This window comes from Comamonas sp. SCN 65-56 (assembly GCF_001724135.1).
Taxonomy (GTDB): domain Bacteria; phylum Pseudomonadota; class Gammaproteobacteria; order Burkholderiales; family Burkholderiaceae_C; genus Comamonas_C.
In genome coordinates, this window is the sequence record NZ_MEDS01000004.1 from 40877 (window position 1) to 55123 (window position 14247).

The 14247-nt window shown below is 64.5% G+C and carries 14 protein-coding genes; 11 read left to right on the forward strand and 3 right to left on the reverse strand.

All coding sequences use genetic code 11. The features are described 5' to 3' along the window. Positions 1-73 precede the first annotated feature (73 nt). The 3 genes from ABS45_RS02715 to ABS45_RS02725 form a co-directional block, all read right to left on the reverse strand. Positions 74-1234: an ABC transporter substrate-binding protein gene (locus ABS45_RS02715; RefSeq protein WP_291552867.1), complete on the reverse strand. Its 1161-nt coding sequence runs from the start codon at positions 1232-1234 to the stop codon at positions 74-76. Positions 1235-1378: 144 nt separating this feature from the next. After that, on the reverse strand, positions 1379-1996 hold the full coding sequence (locus ABS45_RS02720) for an NAD(P)-binding domain-containing protein (protein ID WP_291552682.1): 618 nt from the start codon (positions 1994-1996) through the stop codon (positions 1379-1381). A 5-nt stretch (positions 1997-2001) separates the two neighbouring features. Next, on the reverse strand, positions 2002-3213 hold the full coding sequence (locus ABS45_RS02725; RefSeq protein ID WP_291552683.1) for an FAD-dependent monooxygenase: 1212 nt from the start codon (positions 3211-3213) through the stop codon (positions 2002-2004). Positions 3214-3427: 214 nt separating this feature from the next. Between ABS45_RS02725 and ABS45_RS02730 the strand changes: the two genes are divergently transcribed. The 11 genes from ABS45_RS02730 (at position 3428) to hpaH (ending at position 14244) form a co-directional block, all read left to right on the forward strand. After that, positions 3428-4321 carry a LysR family transcriptional regulator gene (locus tag ABS45_RS02730; protein ID WP_291552684.1) on the forward strand — a complete coding sequence of 298 codons (894 nt, stop codon included), beginning with the start codon at positions 3428-3430 and terminating at the stop codon, positions 4319-4321. A gap of 520 nt (positions 4322-4841) precedes the next feature. Then, positions 4842-5870: a branched-chain amino acid ABC transporter permease gene (locus ABS45_RS02735; RefSeq protein WP_291552685.1), complete on the forward strand. Its 1029-nt coding sequence runs from the start codon at positions 4842-4844 to the stop codon at positions 5868-5870. Further along, a complete protein-coding gene (locus tag ABS45_RS02740; protein WP_291552686.1) occupies positions 5867-7696 on the forward strand; it encodes a branched-chain amino acid ABC transporter ATP-binding protein/permease in 1830 nt (609 codons plus the stop codon). Before ABS45_RS02735 ends, ABS45_RS02740 begins: the two co-directional genes overlap by 4 nt. Continuing rightward, positions 7693-8430 carry an ABC transporter ATP-binding protein gene (locus ABS45_RS02745; protein ID WP_291552687.1) on the forward strand — a complete coding sequence of 246 codons (738 nt, stop codon included), beginning with the start codon at positions 7693-7695 and terminating at the stop codon, positions 8428-8430. The genes ABS45_RS02740 and ABS45_RS02745 overlap by 4 nt, the downstream gene beginning before the upstream one ends. Before the next feature lie 108 nt (positions 8431-8538). After that, positions 8539-9009, forward strand: coding sequence for a homoprotocatechuate degradation operon regulator HpaR (gene hpaR / locus ABS45_RS02750; RefSeq protein ID WP_291552688.1), 471 nt, complete (start codon positions 8539-8541; stop codon positions 9007-9009). 3 nt (positions 9010-9012) lie between these two features. Next, positions 9013-9711, forward strand: a complete 699-nt coding sequence (locus ABS45_RS02755) for a fumarylacetoacetate hydrolase family protein (RefSeq protein WP_291552689.1) — start codon at positions 9013-9015, stop codon at positions 9709-9711. After that, positions 9708-10487, forward strand: a complete 780-nt coding sequence (locus tag ABS45_RS02760) for a fumarylacetoacetate hydrolase family protein (protein WP_291552690.1) — start codon at positions 9708-9710, stop codon at positions 10485-10487. Before ABS45_RS02755 ends, ABS45_RS02760 begins: the two co-directional genes overlap by 4 nt. Before the next feature lie 19 nt (positions 10488-10506). Continuing rightward, entirely contained in the window at positions 10507-11976 is a 1470-nt protein-coding gene (gene hpaE / locus ABS45_RS02765; RefSeq protein WP_291552692.1) for a 5-carboxymethyl-2-hydroxymuconate semialdehyde dehydrogenase, read from the forward strand. Positions 11977-12018: 42 nt separating this feature from the next. Further along, entirely contained in the window at positions 12019-12942 is a 924-nt protein-coding gene (gene hpaD / locus ABS45_RS02770; RefSeq protein WP_291552695.1) for a 3,4-dihydroxyphenylacetate 2,3-dioxygenase, read from the forward strand. A gap of 24 nt (positions 12943-12966) precedes the next feature. Continuing rightward, on the forward strand, positions 12967-13425 hold the full coding sequence (locus ABS45_RS02775) for a 5-carboxymethyl-2-hydroxymuconate isomerase (protein WP_291552698.1): 459 nt from the start codon (positions 12967-12969) through the stop codon (positions 13423-13425). A gap of 3 nt (positions 13426-13428) precedes the next feature. After that, positions 13429-14244 (forward strand): 2-oxo-hept-4-ene-1,7-dioate hydratase, encoded by an 816-nt coding sequence (gene hpaH / locus ABS45_RS02780; protein ID WP_291552700.1) that lies wholly within the window; start codon positions 13429-13431, stop codon positions 14242-14244. Positions 14245-14247: the final 3 nt, after the last annotated feature.

Sequence of the window (14247 nt, forward strand, 5' to 3'; positions counted from 1 at the left end):
TGCACACTTCGCGCAGCGAAGTCGATGCGGCGACACAATCCCATCGTTTCTTGCAGAGCGTTGCTGGGTGCGGTTACTTCAGCAGCTTCCAGTCGCCGTTGACGATCTCGACCAGCACCACGCCTTGCTCGTCCAGACCGTTGTGCTCGGTCGGCGTCATGGTGTAGACGCCGCCGGCGGCGGGTACCTTGGTGAGGCCTTCGAGTGCGTCGCGCAACGCGGCGCTGAAGGCCTTGCGATCGCTCGGCTGGGCTTTCTTGAGCGCGACCGGGATCGCGTGTTCAAGCAGGACGCCGGAGTCCCACGCGTTGGCGCTGAACTGGGTCAGCGTCTTGGGACCGTAGGCATCCTCATAGGTCTTGGCGTAGCGCATCGCGGCCTGCTTGAAGGAGGCGGATTCCGGCAACTGGTGCGCGACCAGGCCGGGTGCGGCGGCGACGATGGTGCCGTTGCAGTCGGCGCCGCAGATGCGCAGGAAGTCAGGGTTGGCGACGCCGCCGCTCTGGTACATCGTGCCCTTGTAGCCGACTTGGTTGAGCGCGCGCTCGGGCAGCGCCGCGGCGGTGCCCGAGGCGCCGATCATCACCACGTCGGGCTTGGCGGCCTTGATGTGCAGCGCCTGGCCGGTCACCGAGGTGGCGGCGCGGCTGTAGCGTTCGTTGGCGACGATGGCGATGCCGGCGGCCTTGGCCGATTCGGCGAAGTTCACCGCCCAGTCTTCGCCGAAGGCATCGTCAAAGCCGATGTAGGCGGCGGTTTTGGCGCCCTTGCTTTTCATGAAATTGGCGATGGCGGTGGCCATCAGCGCGGTCGAGGGCGCGGTGTTGAAAACCCATTTGCGCTTGTCGTCCATCGGGTAGACGATGGAGCGCCCGGCGGCGACGGAAATCTCGGGCACGCCCGCCTCTGCCACCACGTCGCGCATCGCCAGCGTGCTCGGCGTCGTGGTCGAGCCGATCACCGCGTGCACGCCGTCTTCCAGCACCAGCTTCTTGGTCGCCTTGACGGCGCCGGTCGGATCGGATGCGTCGTCCAGGATGATGTACTGCACCTTCTCGCCCCCGATTTCCTTGGGGAAGAGCTCGACGGTCTTTTGCTCCGGAATGCCGAGCGAGGCGGCCGGGCCGGTGGTGGACAGCACCACCCCGATCTTGATCTGCGCCTGGGCGCTGGCGGTGGCCAGGGCGAGGGCGGCGAGTGCACAGGCACCGCGCAATAGTTGTGTGTATGTCATTGTTGTCTCCTGGGTTGTCTGCGGACGTTGACACCCCGCGTCGCCGTTGCGCGACGGGGGATGGATTACCTTAGCTGAGCGAGATCAGTAGATAAACGGGAATCTGGCGAACAAAATGTCCATGAATGTGGACAATCACCGCGCTCAAGGCAGCAACGTGAAGCCAGATTCGAAGTGCGTCTTTCCCGACGACGCCAGCACCATCTGCAGAAAGCCGATGGCTTCCAGTTGCCGCGAGCGCTGCAGGGGGCCGGCGTCGATGGCGCGAAGCCCCGCGGCCTGCAGCAGCCCGGCGAGTGCGATCTTCCCTTCGGCGTGGTCTCCGGCAAACAGCACGGTCGTCGCCGTGGTGCCGTTGGTGCGCGTGATGAGGGTGTCGGCGAGGTTGACGTTGAAGGCCTTCAGTACACCCACGTCTGCAGGCAGTTGCTTGGCAAGCTCCAGCGCCGTGGAGGAGCCGAGCAGGGCCTGCGGCTGCTCGTAGGTCGTGAAGTCGATGGGGTTGCTGATGTCGATCACGACTTTGCCGCCGAGGCGATTGCGGTAATGCTCCAGTACGCTCGAATAGGCCCCGTAGGGAATCGCGAACACGACGAGCTCGCCCGTCAGGTCGTCGCCGAGAACCGAGTAGGTCGCATTCGGGTGATCCTTGCTGGGGGTGGCGCTGCGATTGACGATTTGTACGTGGGTCTCGGCAAGTTCAGCGATGTTCGCAATCGCCGAGCCCATCTTTCCCCTGCCAATGATGCTGATCGATGTCATATGAATTAAGCTTTCTTGAATCGTTGCAATGTGTTCTCGGCCACTTTCAGCGCGTCGTAATCAAATACCACCGCCCGGCGGAAATCGCGACCGGAAGTGATGTCGACATTGCGCTTCCTGGTATTGGTGAATTGCAATTGCGAGTCGAACATCGCGCCGGCTCTGCGTGAGCCCACCTGCAAGATCACCGCGCGTTGCATGCGCGCGGCGGTATAGCGCCGGAAGGCTTCGGGAATGTCGCTGATGCTGTTGGCTTCCTTGAGGAAGTAGGCCAGCGTGATGCAGTCCTCGAACGCCTGGTTTACGCCCTGGCCCTGGTGCGGGATCATGCTGTGCGCGGCGTCGCCGAGTAGCGCGATGGGGCCGCGTGACCAATTGGTGAGCGGTTCGATGTCGAACAAACCCCACCAGAAGGTTTCCTTGATCGCCGAAAGGAATTGCTCGACTTTCGGGTCCCATTTCTGCCGGCTGAATTCGGCATGCACTTCGGCCACGTCGGCAGGGCCGGACCAATGGCCCTTGAGCGGCCGGTCGCTGGGCACGCAAGCGACGTAGTTGTACAGCTTGTGCTGCTGCAGGGGATAGGTCATCAAGTGCCGGTCGTTGCCCATCCAGGTCTGGCTGACCCTCTTCCAGTCCTTGGGAAGGTCGTCGGCATCGATCACCCCGCGGTACGCCATATAGCCCGAATACACGAAATTCGTGGGCTGCCCCACGGCCTGGCGAACCACCGAGCGAATGCCGTCCGCGCCGATGACGGCATCGAAATCTTCCTGCGCGCCATTTTCGAAATGAACGCGCACGCCGGAGCCGATCATTTCCACCGACTTGGCCCTGTGATGCAGACGAATCGCTGCGGGGTCGACGGCTTTGGCCAGAATGTCGATCATGTCCGGCCGGTACATGCCGATGTTCTTGTATTGCCCGGAGGTGTCTTCCCAGGCGGCGTCGGTGACCACATTGCCCAGGGCGTCCAGATAAAGACCGTGCCCGTCCGGAATCGCACCAGCGTCTTGCATCGCTTTTAGCAAGCCCAGTTTGTCGAGCACCCGGCACGCATTGGGTGCAATCGTCACCCCGGCGCCGACCTCGTCGTGCTTGTCGGACTGCTCGAATACGGTGGCTTGAATCCCCGCAATTTTCTTCAGCGCGATTGCGGCGGAGAGCCCGCCCAGCCCCCCGCCAACAATCCCAATCCTCGTTGCCTTATCTAGCATTTGATCTCCTTTACGGTTTCACGCGCATGGTCTGCCCGTTTGAGGCCACTGCGTGCCAACAGCCCTTGGGGAGCATCTCGACGGTATCTTGGGTGCCCATGGCAATGTTTTTGGTGAACCGCCAAACATGCAGCCTGCAGTCTAGAAAGATGACTGTGCGCGATCAACGGGGCAATGTCGGACAGACTGTTCAACAGTTTGGATAATCGACACTATGAACTGGAATGACTGCGAAATTTTTTGCCATGTGGTCGAGCACGGCGGCTTTTCTGCCGCTGGCAACTTCCTCGGGCAGCCCAAGTCCAGCATCAGCAGTGCCGTCCAGCGCCTGGAGCAGGAGCTGGACACCCGGCTGCTGGAGCGCACCACGCGCAGCGTGCGTGTGACGGAATCCGGCGACTTGCTCTACCAGCGCACCGCGCACCTGTTCACCCGCCTGCGCGAAGCCTGCGATGAGACCTTGACCTCGGGGCGCGAGGTGGCCGGCACGCTGCGCATCGCCGCGCCCTACGAGTTCGGTGCCCACCATGTCGGGCCGGTGGCCTGCAAGGTGATGGCGGCGTTTCCGGGGCTGCAGGTGCATCTCGAAGTCGAGCACCGTCCCATCAACCCGCTGACCGAACCCTACGACATCGTGTTCGCCATGCTGGAGAGTCCCTTGCCTGCGTCCACGGTCGTCATCCGGCGCATGTTCTCGCTCGAACGCGGCCTGTTCGCCGCGCCGCAGCTGGTGCAGGCGCTGGGCCAGCCGCAATCGCCCGATGACCTGCAGCAATGGCCGCTGCTGGCCAGCACGGTGGACGCCCAATGGTCGTTTGCCGACGGCCACGGCATAGACCACCACGTGCCGCTCAAGGCGGCGCGCATCGTCAGCAACAACGCCGACTTCCGCGTCAAGGCGGCCATCGCCGGGCTGGGCGTGACGCGCGTCACGGCGACTTTCTGCGCGCCGCTGCTGGCCAGCGGTGCTCTGGTGCGCCTGCCCATGCCGGGTTATGCCTGCGAGCCGCTGCGCGTGTATGCACTGCTGCCGGGCAAACGCCTGGTACCCGAGAAGGTGCGGCACTTCCTCGATGCACTGGCCGACTACGCGCGCACCCAGCACTGATACGGCTTTGCCTTCAAACGTATGACTGCGTTGGATCGCCTTGTCGTGCTACAGCACTGCCTGCGGCTTCCCACCTTGTTCTACGCCTGAATGCAAAGCCGTATGAAGGCTGAAGGGCACGATTGTCCAGCGGTGCGGACATTTTGTTCGCCCATTCGGGGTGTCGGCCTTGCCTAGAATGCGCCACGTCAGTGGCCGTGGTGCTGCATCTGCCCAACGGGTGCCGGACCATGGAGGATTGGGCAACAGCGACAACCGACTGCCTGGCCAAGGCTTGCGCTGCGACATTTGCGCGATCCGGCTTGTGGCAAGACGGGGGTTCGCCGATACTCCTGCTGTCAAACCCGCGCGACGCCAGGTTCGAAAATGCATGAATTTTCCTGTAATTTCGTGCTGTAATCATCGGGTATTTACTGATATTCAATAACCATTTATTCAGCTATAAACGCGGGTTTCGTGTTTCCCGGACAGGGGTGGCCCTGCAGTCGCGTTTTCAAGTTGCAAAGGCGGTGTGGCATCCATGGATTTACAGATTGCTTTGATGCTGGGGCAGGACGGGATGGTGAATGGCGCCATCTACGCCCTGATGGCACTGGCGCTCGTGCTGGTGTTCTCGGTGACGCGCGTCATCCTCATTCCGCAGGGGGAGTTCGTCACCTACGCGGCACTGTCGATGGCGGCCATTCAGGCGGGCAAGCTCCCGTCCATCGTCTGGCTGCTGATCACGCTGGCGGTGCTGGTGCTCATCGTGGAGGCCTGGCGCCACAGCCGCGGCGTGCGGGTGGACTGGAAATCCACGCTGGTCTGGGCGGTGGTGGTGCCGGCGATTGCGGCGGGGCTGGTGTTCGGCCTCCAGCCCAAGAGCGGCTGGATGCAGACGCTGGTGGTTCTGGCGCTGATCACGCCGATGGGGCCACTGGTGTACCGGCTGGTGTTTCGCCCGCTGGCCCATGCCTCGGTGCTGTTCCTGCTCATCGTGTCGGTGGCGCTGCATCTGGTGATGGTGGGTCTGGGCCTGTACTACTTCGGCGCCGAAGGCTCGCGTACCAATGCGATCTGGGATGCGTCCTGGGATCTGGGCGGGGTGCCGGTCAGTGGCCAGTCGCTGGTGGTGGTGGCCACCGCCATCGTGCTGCTGATCGTGATGTTCTGGTTCTTCGGCCGCTCCATCATCGGCAAGGCGCTGCGCGCCACCGCCATCAACCGGGTTGGGGCGCGCCTCATGGGCATACCCACCGACCTGTCGGGTGATGTCTGCTTTGCGCTGGCCGCGCTGATCGGGGCCGCCTCGGGCATCCTGATCGCGCCGGTGACGACGATCTACTACGACACCGGCTTCCTGATCGGTCTCAAAGGCTTCGTGGCGGCCATCATCGGCGGGCTGACGGGCTATCCGGGCGCTGTGGCCGGCGCCGTGCTGGTGGGGCAGCTCGAATCGTTCTCTTCGTTCTGGGCCAGTGCCTACAAAGAGGTCATCGTCTTTACGCTCATCATCCCGGTGCTCTGGTGGCGCTCGCTCAATACCCGTCACGTGGAGGACGAGGAATGACCCATCGTCAATGGACCTTGCTGGCGATTGTCCTGCTGGCCGTCGCCTGGCCGCTGCTGTCGCCGTTTTCTGTCACGCTGCTCAACTACATCGGCCTGTACGCCATGGTCGCACTGGGTCTGGTGATGCTCACCGGCGTGGGTGGCATCACCTCTTTCGGGCAGGCGGCTTTCGTCGGCCTGGGTGCTTACGCCACGGCGTGGATCTGCACCTCGCCGGTGGCGGCCCAGGCGCTGTCCTGGGTGCATGCTGATGTGCTGCCGTGGCTCGGGCTGGTGCTGGGGCTGCTGGTCACCGGCGTGATCGCCTGGGTGCTGGGCGCCGTGACACTGCCGCTGTCGGGTCACTTTCTGGCGCTGGGCACGCTTGCCTGGGGCTTGAGCCTGTACTACGTCTTCGGCAATCTGGAGGGGCTGGGGGGCTTTACCGGCATTTCCGGCATCCAGGCCTTGTCGATTGCCGGCTACGAACTGACATCGCCGCGGCTGTTTGGCATCATCATCTGGGCGGTGCTGCTGCTGGGCATCCTGGCGATGAACAATCTGCTCGATTCGCGCGAGGGCCGGGCGATCCGCGCGCTCAAGAGCGGCCGGGTGATGGCCGAATCCATGGGCGTTGATACCTCGCGCCAGCGCATGAAGCTGTTCCTGCTGGCGGCGCTGCTGGCGGCCGTCTCGGGCTGGCTGTACGCTCATCTGCAGCGCTTCGTCAACCCCACGCCCTTCAGCCTGAACATCAGCATCGAATACCTGTTCATGGCGGTGGTCGGCGGCTCGGGCCACCTCTGGGGTGCGGTACTGGGCGCGACGCTGATCACGCTGCTCAAGGAGCAGCTGCAGGATCTGCTGCCCAAGCTCCTGGGCACGAGCGGCAACTTCGAAGTCATCGTCTTCGGCATCTTGATGCTGCTGATCCTGCAGCGCGCGGCCGATGGTCTTTGGCCCTTGATCGCCGCACGCGCCAAGCGCTGGGTCAAGCCTGCCAGCACTGCGACGGCGAGCGCCCATGTCACGCAGGCCGTGCTGGCGCGGCGCAAGTTGCCGCCGGCGGGGCAGGTGGTGCTGGATGCCACCCAGGTGACCAAGCGCTTCGCCGGCCTGGTGGCCAACGATGCGGTGGACCTGAACGTGAAGGCTGGCGAAGTGCATGCGCTGATCGGCCCCAACGGCGCAGGCAAGAGCACCTTCTTCAACATGATTTCAGGTGTGGACGACCCCACCTCGGGCAGCGTGACGCTGATGGGCCAATCCATGGCGGGCAAGCCTTCGCGTGCGTTTGCGGGGTTGGGCATGGGCCGCACCTTCCAGCACGTGCGCTTGCTGGGTCAGCGCAGCGTGCTCGAAAACGTCGCGCTGGGCGCCCACCTGCGCGGCAAAAAGGGTTGGATCGCCGCCATGCTGCGCCGCGACCGCCATGAAGAGGCAGCGCTGCTGGCCGAGGCGCGCAAGCAGATCGAGCGCTGCGGTCTGATGAGCTACATCGATACCCCTGCGGCCTCGCTGCCGCTCGGACAGCAACGCGTGGTGGAAATCGCCCGCGCACTGGCAGCGCAGCCCACCATCTTGCTGCTCGATGAACCGGCAGCCGGCCTGCGCCACCTGGAGAAGCAGGCGCTGACCGAGCTGCTCACCCAGCTGCGTGGCGAGGGCATGGCCCTGCTGGTGGTGGAGCACGACATGGAGTTCGTGATGAACCTGGCCGACCGCATCACGGTGCTGGAATTCGGCAAGGTGATCGCGATCGGCAACCCGGCCGAGGTGCAGGCCAACCCGCGCGTGATGGAAGCCTATCTGGGCGTGGAAGATACCGAAGGAGCCCCGGCATGAGTACCAACGCGCTGTTGCAGTTGAAGGGTTTTTCCGTCTCCTACGGCCCGGTGGAGGCGGTGCACCAGGTGGACCTCACGGTCAACGAAGGTGAGATCGTCACCGTCATCGGCCCCAATGGCGCCGGCAAGTCGACGCTGCTCAATGCCGCCATGGGCCTGTTGGGTTCGCGCGGCGAGATGCAGTTCGAGGGCAAGACGATCGATCGCCCCTCGGTCGAGGCCATGGTGGCGCATGGCGTAGGCCTGGTGCCCGAGAAGCGCGAGCTGTTCGGCGAGATGTCGGTCGAGGACAACCTGCTGCTGGGCGGCTTTGCGCGTTGGCGCCGCGGCCAGCGCGACCAGGCGCAGCGCATGGAAGAGGTGTTCGTGCTGTTCCCGCGCCTGAAGGAGCGCCGGGCGCAGCTGGCGGCCACGCTCTCCGGCGGTGAACGCCAGATGCTGGCGATCGGCCGCGCGCTGATGGCGCGCCCGCGCCTCTTGATGCTGGATGAGCCCTCACTGGGCCTGGCACCGCTCATCGTGCGCGAGGTGCTGCAAATCGTCGCCTCACTGCGCGGCATGGGGGTTTCCGTGCTGCTGGTGGAGCAGAACGCACGCGGCGCGCTGCAGGTGGCGGACCGTGGCTACGTGCTCGAGATGGGCGCGGTGGCGCTCAGCGGCGAGGCCAGCATGCTGATGAGCGACAAGCGCGTGATCGAGACCTATCTGGGCGCGGGCAAGAAGGCGGCTTGACGCAGCGCCTGCGCCGGGTTTTCGCTATCGGGGCAGGCGTACTGCCCTTTTTTTCAATCCATGCTCCGGCCGCTTGCTTTTCGTTCAATTATTTAATATATTAAATAAATGCTTCAGAAAACCCATCTGCACTATCGCAACCTGCCGCTTTTGCTGCTGCAGGCGCGCGAGGCGCTGATGCAGCACTGGCGTCCCACCTTGCGCGAGCACGGTCTGTCGGACCAGCAGTGGCGCGTGCTGCGTGTGCTGCGCGAGCAGTCCGATGGCTTGGAGACCGGGCGGCTGGCGGAGCAGGCGTTCATTCTTGGCCCCAGCCTCACCGGCATTCTTGCGCGCATGCAGCGTGCGGGCCTGGTCACACGCGAGCGCAGCGGCGAGGATGCGCGCCGAAGCGTAGTGCGGGCCACTCGGCAGGGGCGGGCATTGGCGGATGCGCTGTCGGGCTCGATTGCCGCGCAGTACGAAGACCTGGCCCAGCATCTGGGCGCTGAACCGCTGCAACAGCTCTACCGCTTGCTGGACGGGCTGCTCGCCTTGCCGGCGCATGCGGTGGAGCTCCAAAAATCCGTGGAGGAATGAACCATGACCACCCCCGCACCCTGGCAGCCCCGGGGCACCGTCTACGGCACCTTGCTGAACTTTCAGCGTGAGCATGCGCTGTGGGCGCCAAGGATGGCCGAGGCGCCCTACAAGGCGGCACCGAAGGCGCCGGTGTTGTACGTGAAGACCGCCAATACCTTTGCGCACTATGGCGCGGCCGTGTCAGTGCCGGGTGAAGTCTGGGTCAGCGCTTCGCTGGGTTTGGTGGTCGGAAATTCAGATCAAAACAGGGCGTTGGCGCAATATGGGCAAGCGCAAGCAGCTATCAAAACAGGTAGTTTGCCTGGCGTCATCGGCTGCGTTTTGCTGGCCGATCTGAGCCTGCCGCACGAGAGTTATTACCGCCCGCCGATCAAATTCCGCAACCGCGACGGATTTCTGGTGTGTGCCCCGGCGGTCACGCCGCTGGCGCTGGCTGAGCTGGCCGGGCTGCAAATCGAAACCCGCATCAACGGCACGCTGGTGCAAACCCAGGATTTGTCCACGCTGGTGCGCGACGCAGCGGCGCTGCTGGCCGATGTGTCCGAATTCATGACGCTGCAGCCCGGCGATGTGCTGATGCTGGGCACCGACTGCCTGCCCGATGGCACGCGCCCGCTGGCCAAGGCGGGAGACCGCATTGACATCCGTGCGCCCGGCCTGGCCGCGCTGCACCACACCCTGATTCAGGAGGCCGCATGAAGCACGCCCGCATCGCCTGGGCTGGCGCCGTTCACCACGCCATCGAGCGTGACGGTCAGCTGGAGCTGCAAACGCCCGCCTTCCAGGGAAGGCGCCTGTCACTGGATGAAGTTACCTGGCTGCCGCCGCTGGCGCCCACGCCACGCGCGCGCACCGTGCTCGCGCTGGGTTTGAACTATGCCGACCATGCGCGCGAGCTGGCCTTCAAGCCGCCCGAGGAGCCGCTGGCCTTTGCCAAGGGCGCAGCCTCGCTGATCGGCCACCGCGCCCACACCGTGCGCCCCGATGGCGTGGCCAACATGCATTACGAATGCGAATTGGCGGTGGTGATTGGCCGCGAAGCCCGGCGAGTGCGCAAGGCCGATGCCTACGATTTCGTGCGCGGCTACACCGTGGCCAACGATTTCGCCATCCGCGACTACCTGGAGAACTGGTACCGCCCCAATCTGCGCGTGAAGAACCGCGACACCTGCACGCCGATCGGCCCCTGGCTGGTCGATGCGTCCGATGTGCCTGACCCGATGGCGCTCGGCTTGCAGACCACGGTCGACGGTCAGATCACGCAGCAGGGAAGTACCGCCGACATGGTCTTCGACGTGCCGACGCTGATCGAGTATTTCACCGGTTTCATGACGCTCTACCCCGGCGATCTGATCCTGACCGGCACGCCCGACGGTGTGGTTGACTGCCCGGTCGGCAGCCATGTGGTCTGCAGCATCGAAGGTATTGGCAGCCTGGCAACCACCATGGTGGCGCAACACCACTCCACCCCTTGATATCCGCGCGAGGACAGCTATGAAAATTGACCATCTGATCGACGGCAAAAGCGTTGCCGGCAGCGACTACTTCGAGACCGTCAACCCCGCCACGCAGCAGGTGCTGGCCGAGGTGGCTTCGGGCGGCGAGGCCGAGGTGCAGGCCGCCGTCGCTGCCGCCAAAGCCGCCTTTCCGAAATGGGCCAGCATGGCTGCGCCCGAGCGCGCCAAAAAGGTACGCGCGCTGGGCGATCTGATCGCCAGACATGTGCCCGAAATCGCCCGCACCGAGACCGACGATACCGGCCAGGTCATAGCGCAGACCGGCAAGGCCCTGATCCCGCGCGCCGCCGACAATTTCTACTACTTCGCCGAGATGTGCACGCGCGTGGACGGCCACACCTACCCCACGCCCACGCACCTGAACTACACGCTGTTTCACCCGGTGGGCGTGTGCGCGCTCATCAGCCCCTGGAACGTGCCGTTCATGACCTCGACCTGGAAGGTCGCGCCGTGTCTGGCGTTCGGCAACACGGCGGTGCTCAAGATGAGCGAACTCTCGCCCCTGACGGCCGCGCGCCTGGGCGAGCTGGCGCTGGAGGCCGGCATCCCGGCCGGCGTGCTCAACATCGTGCATGGCTTTGGCAAGGAAGCCGGCGAGCCGCTGTGCGCCCATCCGGATGTGCGCGCCATCAGCTTCACCGGATCGACCGCCACCGGCAACCGTATCGTCAAGACGGCAGGCCTGAAGAAATTCAGCATGGAGCTGGGCGGCAAGAGCCCGTTCGTCATTTTTGACGACGCCGATTTCGAACGCGCGCTGGATGCCGCCGTGTTCATGATCTTTTCCAACAACGGCGAGCGTTGCACCGCGGGCAGCCGCATCCTGGTGCAGCAGAGCATTTACGCGGACTTTGCGCAGAAGTTCGCCGAGCGCGCCAGGAGGATCATCGTCGGCGATCCGCAGGATGAAAAGACCATCGTCGGCCCGATGGTCAGCAAGAACCATCTCGCCAAGGTGCGTAGCTATATCGAGCTGGGTCCCAAAGAGGGCGCGACCCTGCTGTGCGGCGGCATTGACAGGCCCAGCTACGCGCCAACATTGGCGGAGCGCGTGAAGGACGGCAACTTCGTCTGGCCGACGGTGTTTGCCGATGTCGACAACCGCATGAAGATTGCGCAAGAGGAAATCTTCGGCCCGGTGGCTTGCCTGATTCCGTTCAAGGACGAGGCGCACGCGATCGAACTGGCCAATGACATCCAGTACGGGCTGTCCAGCTATGTCTGGAGCGAGAACATCGGCCGCGCGCACCGCGTGGCCGCCGCGATCGAGGCCGGCATGTGCTTCGTCAACAGCCAGAACGTGCGCGATTTGCGCCAGCCCTTCGGCGGCACCAAGGCCAGCGGCACCGGGCGCGAGGGCGGCACCTGGAGCTATGAAGTCTTTCTGGAGCCCAAGAACGTCGCGGTGTCGATGGGCTCGCACCACATTCCACATTGGGGTGCCTGACGCCTTCGCGCCGGCCCGCCTGCTTCACTCAAGGAGATCGTCATGGGAACCCTTGCTCTCGCTGCCAAGATCACCCACGTGCCCAGCATGTACCTTTCGGAGCTGCCCGGCCCGCGCCAGGGCACGCGCAAGGACGCCATCGAAGGTCACCAGGAGATCAGCCGCCGCTGCCGCGCGCTGGGCGTGGATACGCTGGTGGTGTTTGACACCCACTGGCTGGTCAATGCCAACTACCACCTCAACTGCGCACCACACTGGTCGGGCACCTACACCAGCAACGAGCTGCCGCATTTCATCAGCAACATGCGCTACAGCTTTGCCGGCAATCCGGAACTTGGCAGGCTGCTGGCCCAGGTGTGCAACGCGCAGGGCGTGGAAACCCTGGCGCACGATGCCACCACGCTGGCGCCCGAGTACGGCACGCTGGTGCCGATGCGCTACATGAACCAGGACGAAAAATTCAAGGTGGTCTCGGTCTCGGCGCTGTGTACCAGCCACTATCTCAACGATAGCGCGCGCCTCGGATGGGCCATGCGCGAGGCGGTGGAAAAGCATTACGACGGCACGGTGGCCTTCCTGGCCAGCGGCTCGCTGTCGCATCGTTTTGCGCAAAACGGCCTGGCGCCGGAATTTGCCTTCAAGATCTGGAGCCCCTTCCTTGAGCGTCTGGACCATGATGTCGTGCGGATGTGGCAAAGCGGTGAGTGGCAGGACTTCTGCGCTATGCTGCCCGAATACGCCGTCAAGGGCCATGGCGAGGGCATGATGCACGACACCGCGATGCTGCTGGGCGCGCTCGGCTGGTCGGCCTACGACGGCAAGGCGGAAGTCATCACGCCGTACTTCGCGGCCTCGGGCACCGGGCAGCTGAATGCCATCTTCCCCGTCACGCCGCAGGACGGCAGTGCGGTGCCGGAGCCCGAAGCCTCGCGCGCCGGCAGCTACAAAGCCTTTCCCCGTTTGTGAAATGTCTGGATTGGAGACCGCACCATGCCCCATCTCGTGATCAATTACTCCGGCAATCTCGATGCCGTGCTCGACATGCCGCGCCTGTGCCGCGATTGCGCCGATGCCATGCTGGCCGTGCGCGATGAGGAGGGCAAGCAGGTCTTCCCCACCGGCGGCACGCGCGTGCTGGCCTTTCCCGCGCCGCACTTCGCGCTGGCCGACGGCGGCGCGGCCGGCCGCGCGGCGGGTGCCGGCAAGACCGGCCTGACGAGCGATGACCCGGGCGAGTACGGCTTCATGTACGCCAACCTGCGCATGGCGCGCGGGCGAAGTGCCGCGTCGCAGCAAAAGGCCGGCGAGGCGGTGGTGACGGCCATTCGCATGCACCTGGACCCGGCGATGGCGACGCGCCACATCGGCCTGACGGTGCAGGTGGATGAAGGCATGGAAGTGTTCGACGCCAAGCACAGCACCATTCATCCCTTGTTCAAGAAACCCTGAGCCATGTTGACCGAAGCACAGATCACGCAGCTCGCCGCCGAGCTGCAGGCCAGCGAGCAATCGCGTCAGCAGGTGGAGCATTTTTCCAAGCGCTTTTCCGACATGACCATCGAGGACGGCTACCGCGTGAGCCGCGCCTGGGTGGCGCTGCAGCTGGCGCAGGGCCGCACGGTGATCGGCCACAAGATCGGCCTCACCAGCCGCGCGATGCAGATCAGCAGCCAGATCACCGAGCCCGACTACGGCACGCTGCTCGATTCGATGCTGTTCACGGCCACACCGGGTCAGGTGCTGCGCCTGCCCACGGAGCGTTTCATCGCACCGCGCGTCGAGGTGGAGCTGGCCTTCGTCCTGAAATCCGATCTCCAGGGGCCGGATATCGGTGTCGAAGACGTGCTGGCGGCGACGGACTACGTCACGCCGGCGATCGAAATCATCGATGCGCGCATCGAGCAGTTTGACCGCCACACCAAGGTGATGCGCAAGGTCTACGACACCATCAGCGACAACGCGGCCAATGCCGGCATCGTCGTCGGCGCCGGGCGGGCCGATGCGCGTGCGATCGACCGTCCCTGGGTCGGCGCCATCCTGTGCCAGAACGGCGTGGTCGAGGAAACCGGCCTGGCGGCCGGCGTGCAGGGCGACCCGGCCATCGGCATCGCCTGGCTGGCCAACAAGCTCGCGCCCTGGGGCGAGACGCTCAAGGCTGGGCAGATCGTGCTGGCGGGCTCGTTCACGCGCCCGGTCGCGGCCAAAAAGGGCGATGCCTTCCAGGCCGATTACGGGCCGCTCGGCACGCTGTCCTTTGAATTTGTCTGAAAC

Excerpts from the sequence above, each read along its gene's own strand:
- ABS45_RS02715 (WP_291552867.1), bottom strand. The coding sequence starts at position 1,234 with ATGACATACACACAACTATTGCGCGGTGCCTGTGCACTCGCCGCCCTC.
- ABS45_RS02720 (WP_291552682.1), bottom strand. The coding sequence starts at position 1,996 with ATGACATCGATCAGCATCATTGGCAGGGGAAAGATGGGCTCGGCGATT.
- ABS45_RS02725 (WP_291552683.1), bottom strand. The coding sequence starts at position 3,213 with ATGCTAGATAAGGCAACGAGGATTGGGATTGTTGGCGGGGGGCTGGGC.
- ABS45_RS02730 (WP_291552684.1), top strand. The coding sequence starts at position 3,428 with ATGAACTGGAATGACTGCGAAATTTTTTGCCATGTGGTCGAGCACGGC.
- ABS45_RS02735 (WP_291552685.1), top strand. The coding sequence starts at position 4,842 with ATGGATTTACAGATTGCTTTGATGCTGGGGCAGGACGGGATGGTGAAT.
- ABS45_RS02740 (WP_291552686.1), top strand. The coding sequence starts at position 5,867 with ATGACCCATCGTCAATGGACCTTGCTGGCGATTGTCCTGCTGGCCGTC.
- ABS45_RS02745 (WP_291552687.1), top strand. The coding sequence starts at position 7,693 with ATGAGTACCAACGCGCTGTTGCAGTTGAAGGGTTTTTCCGTCTCCTAC.
- hpaR (WP_291552688.1), top strand. The coding sequence starts at position 8,539 with ATGCTTCAGAAAACCCATCTGCACTATCGCAACCTGCCGCTTTTGCTG.
- ABS45_RS02755 (WP_291552689.1), top strand. The coding sequence starts at position 9,013 with ATGACCACCCCCGCACCCTGGCAGCCCCGGGGCACCGTCTACGGCACC.
- ABS45_RS02760 (WP_291552690.1), top strand. The coding sequence starts at position 9,708 with ATGAAGCACGCCCGCATCGCCTGGGCTGGCGCCGTTCACCACGCCATC.
- hpaE (WP_291552692.1), top strand. The coding sequence starts at position 10,507 with ATGAAAATTGACCATCTGATCGACGGCAAAAGCGTTGCCGGCAGCGAC.
- hpaD (WP_291552695.1), top strand. The coding sequence starts at position 12,019 with ATGGGAACCCTTGCTCTCGCTGCCAAGATCACCCACGTGCCCAGCATG.
- ABS45_RS02775 (WP_291552698.1), top strand. The coding sequence starts at position 12,967 with ATGCCCCATCTCGTGATCAATTACTCCGGCAATCTCGATGCCGTGCTC.
- hpaH (WP_291552700.1), top strand. The coding sequence starts at position 13,429 with ATGTTGACCGAAGCACAGATCACGCAGCTCGCCGCCGAGCTGCAGGCC.